At 65.0% G+C, this 14,648-nt stretch carries 11 protein-coding genes; 4 read left to right on the top strand and 7 right to left on the bottom strand.

Translation table 11 applies throughout. From position 1 onward, the window contains the following. Window positions 1-213 precede the first annotated feature (213 nt). Entirely contained in the window at window positions 214-1,257 is a 1,044-nt protein-coding gene (locus MTR72_RS33380; RefSeq protein WP_280971105.1) for a hypothetical protein, read from the top strand. Window positions 1,258-1,350: 93 nt separating this feature from the next. After that, window positions 1,351-2,901 (top strand): hypothetical protein, encoded by a 1,551-nt coding sequence (locus tag MTR72_RS33375; protein ID WP_280966369.1) that lies wholly within the window; start codon window positions 1,351-1,353, stop codon window positions 2,899-2,901. A 122-nt stretch (window positions 2,902-3,023) separates the two neighbouring features. On the opposite strand, the gene MTR72_RS33370 is transcribed toward MTR72_RS33375, so the two are convergent. From MTR72_RS33370 to putA, 3 genes are all read right to left on the bottom strand, one after another. After that, complete coding sequence (locus tag MTR72_RS33370) at window positions 3,024-3,671, bottom strand: glutathione S-transferase family protein (RefSeq protein WP_280966368.1); 648 nt, start codon at window positions 3,669-3,671, stop codon at window positions 3,024-3,026. Between the two features lie 141 nt (window positions 3,672-3,812). Continuing rightward, window positions 3,813-5,018 carry a CaiB/BaiF CoA transferase family protein gene (locus tag MTR72_RS33365; protein ID WP_280966367.1) on the bottom strand — a complete coding sequence of 402 codons (1,206 nt, stop codon included), beginning with the start codon at window positions 5,016-5,018 and terminating at the stop codon, window positions 3,813-3,815. A 112-nt stretch (window positions 5,019-5,130) separates the two neighbouring features. After that, the gene (putA, locus tag MTR72_RS33360; protein ID WP_341511898.1) at window positions 5,131-8,130 is read right to left on the bottom strand and encodes a bifunctional proline dehydrogenase/L-glutamate gamma-semialdehyde dehydrogenase PutA; all 3,000 of its coding nucleotides are present in this window, start codon (window positions 8,128-8,130) and stop codon (window positions 5,131-5,133) included. Between the two features lie 115 nt (window positions 8,131-8,245). Between putA and MTR72_RS33355 the strand changes: the two genes are divergently transcribed. Next, window positions 8,246-8,707, top strand: a complete 462-nt coding sequence (locus tag MTR72_RS33355) for an Lrp/AsnC ligand binding domain-containing protein (protein ID WP_280966365.1) — start codon at window positions 8,246-8,248, stop codon at window positions 8,705-8,707. Between the two features lie 171 nt (window positions 8,708-8,878). Here MTR72_RS33355 and MTR72_RS33350 read toward each other — a convergent pair whose 3' ends face one another. The 4 genes from MTR72_RS33350 to MTR72_RS33335 form a co-directional block, all read right to left on the bottom strand. Continuing rightward, window positions 8,879-9,079, bottom strand: coding sequence for a cold-shock protein (locus MTR72_RS33350; protein WP_027527932.1), 201 nt, complete (start codon window positions 9,077-9,079; stop codon window positions 8,879-8,881). A 207-nt stretch (window positions 9,080-9,286) separates the two neighbouring features. Beyond that, entirely contained in the window at window positions 9,287-9,610 is a 324-nt protein-coding gene (gene sorB, locus MTR72_RS33345; RefSeq protein ID WP_280966364.1) for a SorB family sulfite dehydrogenase c-type cytochrome subunit, read from the bottom strand. A 12-nt stretch (window positions 9,611-9,622) separates the two neighbouring features. Further along, window positions 9,623-10,828, bottom strand: a complete 1,206-nt coding sequence (gene sorA / locus MTR72_RS33340) for a SorA family sulfite dehydrogenase catalytic subunit (RefSeq protein WP_280966363.1) — start codon at window positions 10,826-10,828, stop codon at window positions 9,623-9,625. Window positions 10,829-10,965: 137 nt separating this feature from the next. Beyond that, window positions 10,966-12,699: an adenylate/guanylate cyclase domain-containing protein gene (locus tag MTR72_RS33335; protein WP_280966362.1), complete on the bottom strand. Its 1,734-nt coding sequence runs from the start codon at window positions 12,697-12,699 to the stop codon at window positions 10,966-10,968. Window positions 12,700-13,018: 319 nt separating this feature from the next. Here MTR72_RS33335 and MTR72_RS33330 point away from each other — a divergent pair, with 319 nt between their 5' ends. Continuing rightward, the gene (locus MTR72_RS33330; RefSeq protein ID WP_280971104.1) at window positions 13,019-14,590 is read left to right on the top strand and encodes a glycosyltransferase family 39 protein; all 1,572 of its coding nucleotides are present in this window, start codon (window positions 13,019-13,021) and stop codon (window positions 14,588-14,590) included. Window positions 14,591-14,648 lie beyond the last annotated feature (58 nt).

Raw genomic sequence — 14,648 nt, 5'->3', positions numbered from 1 at the left:
CCGTTCGGCGGAGGACGACCCGCCTGCCGCAGGGCAGCATCGGCTGACAATTTGTTTGACGCCTGCCACGCCGGTTCCACTTTCCGGGCCAAATTCGGCCCCGGATGAGTTCCTAAAATTTCGGTAAGCGGGTCCGAAGGTAAGGATTTCGCAAGCAATGAAAGTTACCAAAAGGTCAATCTTGACTGGAGTATTTGAGCCGTGAGCGAACCAATGCCCGAACAGGCCGGCCAGAACACGGGCGAATCCGCTGGCGTCCTTGATGTCGCTGCCGCGCCGCTGGCCGTTGAGGCTGCCGCCGGCATCGAGGCCCCCTCGATCGCCCCGGACCACGAGGCGCCGCCCAAGCCTGATCGGGAAAAGCCTGATCTGGAAAAGCCTGCTGTCGACAACGTCGAGGCGTCCCGGATCGTGGTGCCGAAGCTCGGCGCCGGACTGGAGGTCGAACCCAAGTCCGAAGTAAAGCCCGAGATGAAGGCCGAGACCAATCCCGGGCCGAAGCCTGGCAAGCTTATCGTGATGGCGCCCTCGGACCGCCCCTGGGAGCGCGAGGATTTCGCTCCGCATGTGAAGGCGGACGAGCCGCGCGAGACCGGCGGCAAGCGGCGCCTGTCGGCGATGGCCGCGATTGTCGCGCTCGCTGCCTGCGTCGGTGCGATCAGCGGCGCGCTGGCGACTGCCGGCGTCATGCACTTCGCCGCCACCCCGGCGCCGGCGCCTGCACAGGTACAGGTGGCCGATACCAGCGCGCTGGAAAGCTCGGTCGCCCGGATCGATGCCGATCTCGTCGCGCTCAAGGCGAGTGTCGAGCACACCTCGAAAACGGGTGTCAGCCAGTTCAACCGGACCAACGACCGCCTCGATAAGCTCGAGAAGGCGCAGGCCGAGCCGATGGCCAAGCTCGCCAAGCTGTCCGAGGCCGTCGATAAGCTCCGCGCCACGCCGCCTGCCGCGCCAGCGCAGGCCGCCGCCGCGCCCGCGAAGGATATCACTGGTTCGATCGCGTCGACCCAGGTTGCCACCGCTGCAGCCGCGCCGGCTGCCGCGCCCAAGGTTGAGGTCGGCAGGCTGCCGACTGTCGAAGGCTGGGTGCTGCGCCACGTCGCCAATGGCGGCGCATTGATCGAAGGCCGGGGAGGTCTCTACGAGGTGTATGCCGGCGATCCCGTGCCGGGTGTCGGCCGTGTCGATGCGATCCGCCGCCAGGACGGCCGCTGGGTGGTCGTCACCAGCAAAGGGCTGATCGTCGCGCGCTGAGCCGCCGGTATCCGACTTTCGAAGAGGCGCTTCACCGCGATGTGAAGCGCCTTTTTGCTTGAATAGGTGTCCTTGCGCGGTGTTAGTGGAGACATGAGCCGCGCGTTGCGAATTCTCGTTGCTGCCGTCGTCTTATTCGCCGGCGTCATTTCGCTCTCGGCCGCGGAGAACGCGCCGCTTGAACGCGGCACCGCGATCACAGATCCTGATGTTCTGCGCAAACTCGATCAGAGCGACACGCTGACGATCTCGCGCCTGTTGTCGCCGGAGCGGAACGCGGATTTTCCACTCACCACCGACCTGCTGTTCTCGTCGCTGCCGCAGCTCAAGGACATTCCGCCGGCGATCGATGCGGAATTCGATCGCTATATAGCGCAGCACAAGGCGGCATCGCCGACCGAGACCATCGGCGTCGGCGAAGGCTTTGACGTCCACTTGTTCGATCGCGCCGTCCTGAAATCCCGTGACACGCGGTTCGTGCTGGTCGGCATCGTCAACCGCATGGACCGCGCCTATGTGTCGCAAGAGTCCTGCGGCGAGATCCGCCTGATCTACCGGCTGGCGCGCTTCGACAGCATTCCCGATGGGGCTAAGACGGCGACGCGCCTGCCGATGACGCTCAACCTGGTGATGAAGGCGAGGGATGCGCGCCAGACCGATTCAAACGGCAAGTCCATCACCTGCGCCGAGGTGGCGCGGCGCTGGCTCGGCAATGGCGACTGGCAGGAACTGATTGGTAGTCGCTTCTATCCCTACGACGCCATGCTCGACCGGATCGAGACCAACATCCAGATCGCAGTCGCGCCCAAATCGACGCTGCACGATTTCCGCGCCGACTATCTCCTGAAGGTCTTCAAGTACAATCACGAGACGAAATCGTTCGAGGAATCGGTGCTGGAGAATCAGATCGACCGCGACCGGATCCTCGCCGACGATGCGCTCCGGCGCGACTTCAAGGCTTGGCTGCTCGAACCCGATCACTTTCGCGAATTCGATCGCGGCATGATCCTGATCCCGGAGAAGTTCCTGGCCAAGGCCGCGGTGGCGCCGACGCCCGCCGGCCTTGACGCTTCTGCGTTGCAGCCGGAGTTCGGCATGATGCAAGGGGAAGGCAAAGGCAACGACAAGGGCGAACCGGTCTTCACTGACAGTGACGTGGTCGGCGCGCTGAAGCAGGCAGCCGCGCGCGGCATTGCCATGGAGAACATCCGCTCGATCGCGGGCTTTCAGCGCCGCCTCAACGACGTCACCTGCGCCGGCTGCCACCAGACCCGCGGCATCGGCGGCTTCCATTTCCCGGGCGTGGATTGGCTCGCGAACAAGCCATCCAATTCCAGCATCGTGCCGGCCTCGCCGCACTTTGTCGGCGACCAAGTCCGCCGCCGCGACATCCTGACTGCGTTTGCAGAGGACAAACGTCCCGATTTTTCACGCGGATTTGCCGGCCGGCCGCAGACCCGCGGCAGCCGTGAGTTGGCCGGCACCGAATATGAGGATGGCTGGGGCGCGCATTGTTCCCTGCAAAATGCGGGATCGGGACCGGCTGACAAGAGTTTTACGTCATGGACCTGCGCCAAAGGTCTCACCTGTCAGGCTGCTTCGGCATCGAGCCGCATCGGCATGTGTTTCATCAAGCCGCGTTGAAGCATCCGCCGGAAGAGTGCGTAGCGGTCTTGCGAGAAGATCATGCGCAAGATGAGATTCGGCGAAAACCGATTCCATGACGGACACCAGCAGGCTGGCTGGCGCTGCGATAGTCGAGGTCGTCACTTCGCGTAGTGCGTCAGTCGCTTTCCCGGCAGCAAATCGTAAGCCGATTTCCAGCCGGGCAGTGCAGCGAGGCGGCGGAGCCAGGCGTGGATGGCCGGATGGCTCTTGGCGAAATCGTAGCCGTGCTCGTCGCTCGGATAGTGCAGATAAGCCATCATCGAAAAATCCGCGACCGTCGGCTTGGCGCCAATCGCGAAGGCGTTGTGCTGAAGATGTCCTTCCAGGATGCCGAGGAAATCGTCGAGCCGACGCTGAAAATGCTTCAGCACTTGCGGGTTGCCGTCCGGGATGAACGTCCGCATGAAGCGGTAGGTCGCCATGTAGCCGGTGAGCTTGTGGTTGTCCCAGAACAGCCAGCGGAGCAGCTCGAACTTCTCCTCCGCGGTCTCGCCGCCGAAGCGGCCATGCTGCTCGGCGAGCTCGAGCAGGATAGGCGCAGTCTGCGTCATCTTCACACCGTCGACCTCGAGCACGGGAATTTCGCCCATCTCGTTCACGGTTTTGCGCCATTCCGGCGTGCGCGTGACGCCGCCGCCGAAATCGGTCCAGACCGGCTCGAACGTCTCCCCGCACAGCGTCAGCATCAGCGCCAGCTTGTAGCTATTGCCGGACTCGGGGAAGTAGTGCAGGCGGTAGCTGGGCATGGGACCTCGCGAGCCAAAAATGTTGTCGTGAGATTATATCGAGATCGTCCCGCATCGTCATTGCGAGCGTAGCGAAGCAATCCAGCAATGCGTCCGCGGAAGCGCGCTATCTCCTACCGTCGGGCACCAGCGTGCCGGCCCTTACCCCACCGCCCCCGACGATCTTAGCTGCTTGATCTGCGCCTCGTCATATCCCGCTCCGCGCAAAATCTCGTCACTGTGCTCGCCGACGGCGGGGGGCTTGCGGGGCTGCACCTTCTTGGCGCCATCGATCCAGATCGGGCTGTTGATGGTGAGCATGGTGTCGTTCTCGAACGGCACCAGCACCTCGTTGTCGAGCATCTGCTTGTCGTTCGGGATGTCGTCGAGGATGCCGACGACGCCGAACACCAGCCCGTTGCCATCGAGGATCTTGCGCCATTCCGCAAGATCCCTGGTCGCGAACACCTCGTCGAAAATCTTGATCAGCTCGACCGAGCGGGCGTGGCGATCAGGCCTGGTGGCGAAGCGCGGGTCGTCGATGAGATCCTCGCGTCCCATGCAGCGCGCCAGCGTCGGCCATTGCCGGTCTTCGTTCAGAAGCGACAGGATGATCCAGCGGCCGTCCTTGCACTGATAGTGGTTGGTCACCGCGTTGAGCGCGCGTTCGCGCGGCCGTCGCTCGCCGAACTTGGCGCCGCAGAGCTTTGCCTGCGCCAGCACGCTCGCCGCCCACACACCGTTCGCCATCAGGTTGGAGGCGACGTGCGAGCCCTTGCCGGTCTTCTCGCGCTGATACAGCGCGGTGACGATGGCGCCGTAGAACGCCATGGCGCAGGGATGATCGCCCATGCCGGCGATCGAGCGGGCCGGCGTCGTGTGGGGGTCGGCGCGCACGAGATCCATCAGGCCGGAGCGCGCCCAATAGGCGTTGCTGTCGAAGCCCGGCTTGTTGGCCTCCTCGCCCTTTTCGCCGTAGCCGGTGAAGGAGGCGTAGATCAGCCGGTCGTTGAGATGAGCGAGGTGATCGTAGGTGATGCCGAGCTTGGTGCGCACCGGCGGCGGCATGTTGGTGATGAAGACGTCGGCCTCTTCCACGAGCTTGTAGAGCACGGCCTGCGCCTCCGGTTTGGAGAGGTCGAGCGCGATGCTCTTCTTGTTGCGGGCCTCCAGCAGCCAGGCGAAATTGTGCTCGCCGGTGGGATAGCCCGGCAGGTTCGGCAGATTGCGGTAGGGATCGCCGGCGCCGGGCGGCTCGATCTTGATGACGTCGGCGCCGAAATCCGACAGCACGGTCGCGGCAGCGGGCGCCGCGATGAAGCTCGCGCAGTCCAGAACCTTCAGGCCCGCAAAAATGCCCTTTTCCATCGCGGCGTTGCTCCCTCGCGCTTGTTGTTTCCCGCGCGCTGGAATTAGCGCGGCCACATCATGCGAAGCATTAGACCGATGTTCTGGCGGGATGCAACGCTCCTCGCGAGCCTCACTCCTCCCCCGCCAGCAACGCAGCATTGCCGCCGGCCGCGGCGGTGTTGATGGTCACGGTCTGCTCGGTCGCGAAGCGCGCGAGGTAGTGCGGGCCGCCGGCCTTCGGGCCGGTTCCTGACAGCCCGTTGCCGCCGAACGGCTGCACGCCGACCACGGCGCCGATCATGTTGCGGTTGACGTAGATGTTGCCGACCTGGGCCCGGTCGATGATCGCCTCGACCGTATCGTCGATGCGCGAATGGACGCCGAGAGTGAGCCCATAGCCGGTGCGATCGATCGCAGCCAACACCTGTCCAAGCTTCTCCGCCGGATAGCGTACGACGTGCAGGATTGGCCCGAACACCTCCTCGGCGAGCTGGCCGGCGTCTTTGAGCTCGAAGATGTGCGGCGCGACGAAGCAGCCGTCCGGTGCCGTGCCGGCAAAGTGCAGCCGCGCTTCCTTCTTCATCCGCGCGATGTGTGCATCCAGCCGCTGCTTGGCCTCACGATCGATCACCGGCCCGACATGGGTTGCGGCATCGTCGGCATCACCGATCTTCAACTCGCGCGCCGCGCCGGCGATCATCTCGATCATGCGGTCGGCGACATCCTCCTGCACGAACAGCAGTCGCAGCGCCGAGCAGCGCTGGCCGGCGGAACGGAAGGCCGAGGTCACGACATCGTCGGCGACCTGCTCGGGCAGCGCCGTCGCGTCCGCGATCATCGCGTTGATGCCGCCGGTCTCCGCGATCAGCGGCACGATCGGTCCCTCCTTGGCAGCAAGCGTCCGGTTGATCGCGCGCGCGACCTCGGTCGAACCGGTGAAGACGACGCCGGCGATATTGGGATGCGCGGTCAAAGCAGCGCCGATGCGGCCGTCGCCGGTGACGAGGCGCAGCGCGCTCGTGGGGACACCGGCCTCGTGCAGCAGCCGCACGGCTTCGACCGCGATGCGCGGCGTCTGCTCGGCCGGCTTGGCCACCACGCAGTTGCCGGCCATCAGCGCCGCCGTGACCTGGCCGAGGAAGATCGCGAGCGGAAAATTCCAGGGCGAGATCGCCACGAACACGCCGCGGCCGCGCAAGCCCAGCATATTGCTTTCGCCGGTCGGGCCCGGCATCGCGGTCTCGCCGCCGAACAGTCGTCGGCCCTGCGCGGCATAGTAGCGGCAGAAGTCCGCGGCCTCGCGCACCTCCGAGAGCGCGTCGTCGAGGGTCTTGCCGCCCTCGCGCTGTAGCAGGGCGATGAAATGCGCGCCGCGGCTCTCCAGCAGATGCGCGGCCTGCTCCAGCATGGCCGCGCGGGCAGCCGCAGGCGTCCGGCTCCAGGCCGCAAAGCCCGCGCGCGCTGCGGCCACCGCGGCGTTGGCCTGATCGGGTGTCGCATCGGCGACCGGCTTAAGGTCGAACGTCTCGGCCTTGATGTCGGCCAGCAGCCGTTCCAGTGCGGCGCGCTCGCCGAACTCGATACCGCGCGAATTGCGCCGGTCCGGCGCGAACAGGTCGCACGGCAGCGGGATTCTGGGGTGCGAAGCCTGTTGCGGCCGAGCGATGGCATCGGCCGGACGTTGCAGCAGCGCCGCGACCGGCACGCGATAATCAGCGGCTTGCGCCACGAAGGAGGAGTTGGCACCGTTCTCGAGCAATCGCCGCACCAGATAGGCGAGCAGGTCGCGATGGCTGCCGACCGGCGCATAGGTGCGGTGGGCGATATCGGGATGATCCTTCGCAAGCTGCTCGTAGAGCGCTTCGCCCATGCCGTGCAGGCGCTGGAACTCGAAGCCGCCGCTCTTGCCCGCGAGCGCCAGCACGGTCGCAACCGTCAGTGCGTTGTGGGTGGCGAATTGCGGGAAGATGCGCGGTCGCAAGGCGAGAAGCTTCCGCGCGCAGGCGACGAAATTCAAGTCCGTCATCGCCTTGCGCGTGAACACGGGATAACCGTCGAGCCCGCGCTCCTGCGCGCGCTTGATCTCGGTGTCCCAATAAGCGCCCTTGACCAGCCGCACCATCAGCTTGCGATCATGTGCATGCGCAAGCTCGTCGACGTAGTCGATCACCGCGCTCGCGCGTTTCTGATAGGCCTGGATGGCGAGCCCGAAGCCGTCCCAGCCGGCGAGCGAGGCATCGGCAAGCGTTGCCGCGATCACGTCGAGCGACAGCTCCAGCCGGTCGGCTTCCTCGGCGTCGACGGTGAAGTTGAGGTCGTACGTCTTGGCGCGCTGCGCGAGATCGAGCAGCAGCGGCACCAGCTCGTGCATCACGCGGTCGCGGCTGATCGCCTCGAAGCGGGGATGCAGCGCCGAGAGCTTGACGGAGATGCCGGGCCGGTCGGGCAGGGAGTGGTTGCCCGCTGCCTTGCCGATGGTTTCGATCGCGCTGGCATAGGCGTCGAAATAGCGCTTCGCATCGGCCGCCGTGCGCGCGCCCTCGCCAAGCATGTCGAAGGAATAGCGCGGCTGGTGGCCGGAGCGCGGCCCGCTCCGCTCCAGTGCCTGTTCGATGGTCTCACCGAGTACGAAATGATTGCCCATCAGCCGCATCGCCTGACGCGTGGCGGCGCGCACTGCCGGCGCTCCGAGCCGCTTCACCAGTCGGCCGATGGTACCCTCGGGCGTCTCGCCGGGCTGGATCACCCGCGCCGACAGGCCGAGCGCCCAGGCCGACGCGTTGACCAGGAAGGCCGTGGACTTGGTCTCGTGATGGATGAAGTCGCCCTCGCCGAGCTTGTCCTCGATGAACTGGTCGGCAGTGCGCGCGTCCGGCACGCGCAGGAGCGCCTCGGCCAGCACCATCAGCGCCAGCCCCTCCTTGGTCGAGAGCGCGAACTCGCGCAGCATATCCTCGACCCCGCCGAGGCGGTCGTCGCGCTTGCGGATCGCCTCGATCAGCCGGGTGGCGGTGCGATCGATCCGCGCCTCCTGCGACGAGCTGAGATGCCCGGCTGGCAGCAGGCGCGCGGCGATATCGGCGTCATCGGGCGCATAAGATGCGGCGAAAGGGGGAGGGATGTTTGGCATGGCAGGGTCCTGTGATCGAAAGCCAAGCTAGTCCGCTCATTGCCGTAGTTCGATAGACAAATACGTCATTTTGCCTTAGGAAATAAAGATTGATGCCCGGCAGGCCGTAAAAAATATGGAACTGGACCGAATCGACCGGAAAATTCTCTCGATTTTGCAGGAGGATGGTCGCATCGCCAATGTCGAGCTCGCCGAACGCATCGGCCTGTCGCCGACCTCGATCGGCGAGAGGCTGAAGCGGCTGCAGCGCGAGGGCTTTGTCGAAGGCTATGGCGCGAGACTCAACCCGCATCGGCTCGGTCTCGGATTCCTGGTGTTCGTCGAGGTGTTGCTCGACAAGACCACGCCGGAGAATTTCGAGCGCTTCGCGCGCGCAGTGAAGCTCGCACCCGAGGTTTTGGAGTGTCACATGGTTGCGGGCGGCTTCGACTATCTCTTGAAGGCTCGCCTTGCCGACATGACCGCGTATCGGCGCTTCCTCGGCGAGACCTTGCTGTCGATGCCGGGTGTGCGCGAGACGCGCACTTATGCGGTGATGGAGGAGATCAAGCGCGACGCACCGTTGCCGGTGGGCTGACATGTGGCGTCGCGATTGTCATTGCTGTGGCGTTGAATAACCGGTCTTCGCAGGCAAAATAGCTATCCGTGCGCAATCGCAACGCCTGTCGTCGAATGCACTGACCGTCTTCTAAAATTTTCTTGGCCTCACTCCCGAAAGACATCCGGGAGGCAGCAAAGGCTGGCGGGCTTATACTTTGAGGTTCTCTGCGGAGGTCTTGCCCCGGTTTGCGATCTCTTCATATTCCACCGTCTGTCCCTCGTTGAGCGTGGACAAACCGGCCTTCTGCACTGCCGAGATATGCACGAACACATCCTTGCCGCCCGACGCAGGCTGGATAAATCCATAACCCTTCGTCGGGTTGAACCACTTGACCGTACCTTTGGGCATCACGTCTTCTCCGCGGGTCTTCCTCCGAGATCACGAACCGCCAGTCCCCGCCAACCGGCCGGTTCGGTCCTAACAGGATACGCGGAATGTTGCGGGCTTGATAGCTCAAACCGCACGAGCATTTTGCCGAAATCCGCTCAACTTCGCGGCGTTTCTGCCGGTTTTGCCCGTTTAGCGATCATTTGGCCCGCACGTGCCGCGACCCGGTCAATACGTCGCGGCCAGATAGTCGACGATCTTGCCGATGTCGGCATCGTCGATCGGCGCGCCGTAGACCTTGATCATCTTGGTCACCTCGGCCTGCCAGAAGGCTTTCTTGTCCTTCATGGGCGGCTGTGTGTTGACGTAATCGGCCGAGTGGCAAGCCGTGCAATTGCCCTGGACGACCTCGAGATTGGGGCCGGGCTTGAAGGCAGCGACCTCGTCCGGGGTTTTGTAGTTGACAGGCGCGGCGGTCACCGTGGCGGGGCTGGTCGCAAGCCAGCCGAGGCCGGCGGCAAGCGCGATGGCGGGGAGAACAGTTCGTTGCATGGTTATTCTCCTTCAGGCCACGGTCACGCGAACGGTTTCGACGACGTTGCGCAAATAGCCTGCCGGGTTCCAGCGCGGCGTGTCCGGCTGCGTCTCACCACCATTGCCGGTTGCGCGAACCTTGAGGTCGTAGGAGCCGGCCGCGAGCTTCACCGGCAGCTTCCATTCGCGGAAGGAATATTTGCCGAGATCCTTGCCGAGCTGCGCGTTGGTCCAGGTCTTGCCGCCGTCCGTGGAGACCGCGACCTCCTTGATGCCCTTGCCGCCGTCGAAAGCGATGCCGCGCAGCATCGTGCGTCCCGCCTTCAGCTTGCCGCCATTGGGCACGCTGGTGATGAAAGAGCGGATGGTGAAGCGGTTGATCGGGATCGTCGCCTTGGGCGTGGTGCCGGGCTCGACCGCGTTGTTCGGCGTGTCCGGAATGCGATAGGCCGACTTCATCCAGAAGCCGTCATAGACATTGTCGATGACGGTGATCTCGTTGAGGTGCTTGACCCAGTAGGTGCCGTAATAGCCGGGCACGATCAGGCGCAGCGGAAAGCCGTTGAGGAACGGTAGGTCTTCGCCGTTCATGCCGTAGGCCAGCATCACCTCGCCGTCAGTGGCATGATCGAGATCGAGCGCCTTAACGAAATCCGGCGTCTTGTCGCTGGTCGGGCCGTCCATGCCGTTGAAGGTGACCTGCTTGGCGCCGGCCTGCACGCCCGCCATCTCGAGCACGGTCTTCAGCGGCACGCCGCGCCAGCGCGCATTGCCCATGGCGCCGTTGGCGAGCTGACCGCCGGCGACGCGCGGATCGAAGAAGCCGCGGCTGTTGCCCGAGCACTGGTTGACGGCGACGACCTCGGTCGCCTTCATCTTCCTTATGTCCTTCAGTGACAGCTTGAGCGGCTTGTCGACTTTGCCCTTGACCTCGAGCGTGAACTTGTCGGGATCGAGATTGTAGGGCAGCTCCGACAGGTGATAGCGGACGAAGAACGCGTTGTTCGGCGTGATCGGGCCGTCGTTGAAGACTGCGAACGGCGTCTCGAGCTGCGGCGGCCGGCTGGTCAGGCCGATCATCGGCCGCTTCTGCGGATATTTCACCAGCGGCCGTTCGCCATTGGCGAAGGGCAGGGTGACGGTGTCCACGGCGAGCGCCTTTGTAGCGCTTGCGCCGAAGCCTGCCGCCAACGCGGCAAGGCCTGCTCCTTTGAGCAGATCGCGTCTGTCGATCATGTGTCTCCCCCCGGAGATTTTTGCGCTTAGGTCGCGGTCATCACCGCAAGCTCGCGATCATCTGTTGCACCGATGGCGGCGAAGTCAATTCGTGCTTTCGCAGCAGGGCCATGCCGCTGCGCTGCAACAACGCGGTGTTACGCCGCGATGCGCTCGCCGCCCGCGACCAGGGCCGCCAACAGCCTGACATCCGCGATGACGCGCACGGTCATCGGCTCGTCGCGGCCGCGGATCGTCGCCTCCTGCTGCGGCAGCGCATCGTCGCGCAGGCCGGCGGTGCGGCGGACCTCCTCCGAGACGATGGCCTCGCAGGCCAGCGTCTTGGTCATGTCCTGGAGGCGGGCGGCGACGTTGACGGCGTCGCCGAGCGCGGTGAAGACGATGTGATCGCGGTAGCCGATGTCGCCGATGATGACCTCGCCGCCGTGAATGCCGATGCCGAAGCGGATCGGCTGGCGCAGATCGTGGCCCAGGAGTTCGTTGAGCTCGTCGACATGGACGGCGATTCCGGCGGCGGCCTTCAGCGCCTGGCGGCAGGCGGTCTGCGGATCCGCTGTGAGCCCGAACAGAGCCAGCATGCCGTCGCCGACGAACTGGTTCGGCTGGCCGCCGTTCTCGATCACGGCCTGCGACACCGCGCCGAGGAAACGGTTGACGATGAAGACGGTGTCGAACGGCAGCCGCTTCTCGGCGAGCTGCGTCGAGCCGCGCATGTCGACGAACAGGCTGACGAGATAGCGCTCCTGGCCGATCCGTGCCGGCGTTGAGGCCTGCGCATTGGCCGCCAGCGTGTGCGGCGTGAAGAGCTGGAAGAAGGAAAGATCGCACGTCGGGCGCAACTGGCAGGCCAGCCTGATCGAGGGATCGGTGGTGCCGACGCGGGTGAGCACGAACGCCTCGCGCTGCGACGGCTCGGGCAGGGCGCCATGATCGCCGATGACGCGGATGCGGCAGGTCGAGCAGCGCGCGCGGCCGCCGCAGACGCTGGCATGTGGCACGTTGTGGCGCAGGCTTGCTTCCAGCACGGAGAGCCCCTTGGGCACGCGCACCGTCTTGCCGTTGCCGTAGGACAACGCGATCATGCCGCCGCGTCGCTCGCGCAAGGCGCGCACCCCGCGTCCGAGCAGCACCAGCCCGAGCAGGCCGAGATAGCTGACGGTAAGGCCGCCGGTGATGCGGTCGAGCGTATCGGCCTCCGCGGCGGTGCCGAGCTGGCGCCGGGTCAGATTGTGCGCGCGCCATTCGCCGTCGTCGCTATCGGCCGCAACGCTGCGGCCGCCCTGGTAGACGCCGAGCAGCGCCAGCGTCGGGATCAGCACGGCGGCTGCGAGCAGATAGGGCGCGGCGCGCGTGAAGAACGATTTGAGCCGAAGCCAGAAATAGATTCCGATGCAGCCATGCACCCAGGCGATCACGAGCAGGATCGTCATCAGCCAGATCCGGTTGGATGACCCGACGAAGAACAGATAGAGCTCCTGCGGATAGAGCTTCTGGTGTCCGTAGAGGGTCTGCCCGAGTCGCACGCCGATGACATGCGCCATGACGAGGGCGGGGATGCTTAACCCCAGCACGAGCTGGAGCGGCTCGATGGTCTTCCAGCGGAACTGCCGGCGTTGGTACAGCGCGTAGACGCCGAGCCCCATATGCGTCAGCGCCGCCGTGTAGAACACGACGGCGACCGGCAGGAACTGCCAGAAGGCCGTGTGGTAGTAGACCCCGGCCTCCATCGCATCGACCGAGATGTTGCCGAGCGCATGGTTGAGGAAATGGCTGACCACGTAAGAGAAAAGGATGAATCCGCAGACCAGCCGCACCTGCCGCAGGCTGGTGCCGCGGACCATTTCGGACATTCGTGCGGAAGCGGTGGCCATGATGCGGTTGTATCAGTTCATGAAGGAGAACAGCCAGCGGAGAGTTTAATTCCGGCGAGGGACGGCTTCTCCGATCACATCCGCGGCAAGCCGCCACACACTCCATCGTCCCGGGCAAGCGTCGCGCAGGAATCGTAGGTGGGCAAAGGCGCTCCTGCGCCGTGCCCACCCTTCCGGCGCTTCCGTGATGGTGGGCGCGCTTCGCTTTGCCCACCCGACAAACCGGCGTCCCGGCGCGAGAAATCCAGGGCACCACTTCGGCGCATTGACTCCCCCTCTCAAGTCGGGGAAAAGCGCGGCCGTGACGACGGCCGCCGACATGACAGGAAAGCCCGACGGTGCCGCGCGCCGAGCCCTTGTCACGGCCGCGCTCGTGATCGCGGCAATGACGCTGCTGCGCATCGTCTACGCCTCTGCAATCGAGCTGCGTACTGACGAGGCCTATTACTGGACCTGGTCGAAGGAAGCCGCGCTGAGCTTCCTCGATCACCCCCCGATGATCGCCTGGTTCATCCGCTTCGGCACCGCGATCTTCGGCGACACCACGCTCGGCGTCCGCTTCGGCGGCATCGTCGCGATGGCGGTCACGCAGCTCCTGCTCTTCGACGTCGTCCGCCGCGTCACCCACGACGTGCGTGCGATCGTGCTCGCGGTGCTGATGCCGGAGGCAGCGCTCTATTACGGGCTCTTGATGTCCAAGGTTGCGCCCGATGTCGCCATGATCCCGTTTGCGATGGCGATGATGTGGTCGCTGGTCCGACTCGCGCAGAGCGGTGACGGCCGCTGGTGGCTCGCGGCCGGCCTGTTCGCCGGGCTATCGCTGCTGTCGAAATTCACCGCGATCATGTTCGCGCCCGCCGTCGCCGCCTTTCTGCTGGTGCCGGATTGGCGGTGGCGCTGGCTGCGCAGCCCTTATCCTTATCTCGCCGTGGTGATCGCGATCGCCGTGTTCTCGCCGGTGCTGATCTGGAACGCCGGGCACGATTGGGCCTCGTTCCGCTTCCAGGGCGTGCGCGCCACGGCCAGTTACGGCATCTCCTTGCGCACCGTCGGCGATTATGTCGGGCTGCAATTCGGCCTCGTCGGTTTCGTGATGCTGCCGGTGGTGCTGTCGGGCCTGGTGCTGGCAGCATGGCGCGGCTATCGCACGCGCGAGCCGGTCGCGATCCTGCTGTCGACCGCGGTGCTGGTGCCGTTCCTCTATTTTCTCGTGAAATCGTTCACGCTTAGGGTCGGCGACACCTGGCCTATGTTCATGTGGCCGGTCGGCTTCGCTGCCGCCGCGATCAACCTCTCGATGCTGTTGCGCGAGCGCTGGTCGGCGCAGATGCTCAAGTCGTCGGTGTTCTGGGCCAATACAGCAGTCGTTTCAGGGATCGCGTTCGTCGTCCTGGTGTTCCTCTACTATGTCGCCGCGCCCTGGAATTTCCTCGGAAAGATCGATCCGATCGGCGCCGAGGCCGGCTACGAGCAGGTTGCGGCGCGGGCGCAGGCTGCGCTGGACGAGACCGGCGCGACCTGGATCGCAACCACGGATTACCGCACCTACGCCATGATGCGCTGGCTGTTCAGGGGGCGCGTGCCGGTGATCGAGATCAACGAGCGCGGCCGTTTCCAGGACTTTCGCGATCCGGGAATGGACAGGATCAGAGGCCATGCCGGAATCTATGTCGGCCGCGAGCCCGACAATCATGCGGCAGTATGGCAATCGATCCCCGCCAAGCGTGAGCCGCTGGCAGAGGTCGAGCGCCGCTGGCGCGGCCGCGTGATGGACACCTACGCCCTGGAAAAGCTCACCGGCTGGACCCCGGACCTCGCGCCGAAAAAGGACTCGCCGCTGTTCCAGTGGCGGGTGCTGGCGGCGGAATTCGAGAAGCGTGCGCTCGCCTAGCGAGGCAAGCTCCGACCTCTTCCCTTCTCCCCTTGTGGAGAAGGTGCCATGAAGAAAC

This window comes from Bradyrhizobium sp. ISRA442, from assembly GCF_038085055.1.
Lineage (GTDB): Bacteria > Pseudomonadota > Alphaproteobacteria > Rhizobiales > Xanthobacteraceae > Bradyrhizobium.
This window is presented reverse-complemented; position numbering and strand designations above follow the sequence as displayed.

Coding starts and splice junctions, on each gene's coding strand:
- MTR72_RS33380 (WP_280971105.1), top strand. CDS start 214: ATGCCCGAACAGGCCGGCCAGAACACGGGCGAATCCGCTGGCGTCCTT.
- MTR72_RS33375 (WP_280966369.1), top strand. CDS start 1,351: ATGAGCCGCGCGTTGCGAATTCTCGTTGCTGCCGTCGTCTTATTCGCC.
- MTR72_RS33370 (WP_280966368.1), bottom strand. CDS start 3,671: ATGCCCAGCTACCGCCTGCACTACTTCCCCGAGTCCGGCAATAGCTAC.
- MTR72_RS33365 (WP_280966367.1), bottom strand. CDS start 5,018: ATGGAAAAGGGCATTTTTGCGGGCCTGAAGGTTCTGGACTGCGCGAGC.
- putA (WP_341511898.1), bottom strand. CDS start 8,130: ATGCCAAACATCCCTCCCCCTTTCGCCGCATCTTATGCGCCCGATGAC.
- MTR72_RS33355 (WP_280966365.1), top strand. CDS start 8,246: ATGGAACTGGACCGAATCGACCGGAAAATTCTCTCGATTTTGCAGGAG.
- MTR72_RS33350 (WP_027527932.1), bottom strand. CDS start 9,079: ATGCCCAAAGGTACGGTCAAGTGGTTCAACCCGACGAAGGGTTATGGA.
- sorB (WP_280966364.1), bottom strand. CDS start 9,610: ATGCAACGAACTGTTCTCCCCGCCATCGCGCTTGCCGCCGGCCTCGGC.
- sorA (WP_280966363.1), bottom strand. CDS start 10,828: ATGATCGACAGACGCGATCTGCTCAAAGGAGCAGGCCTTGCCGCGTTG.
- MTR72_RS33335 (WP_280966362.1), bottom strand. CDS start 12,699: ATGGCCACCGCTTCCGCACGAATGTCCGAAATGGTCCGCGGCACCAGC.
- MTR72_RS33330 (WP_280971104.1), top strand. CDS start 13,019: ATGACAGGAAAGCCCGACGGTGCCGCGCGCCGAGCCCTTGTCACGGCC.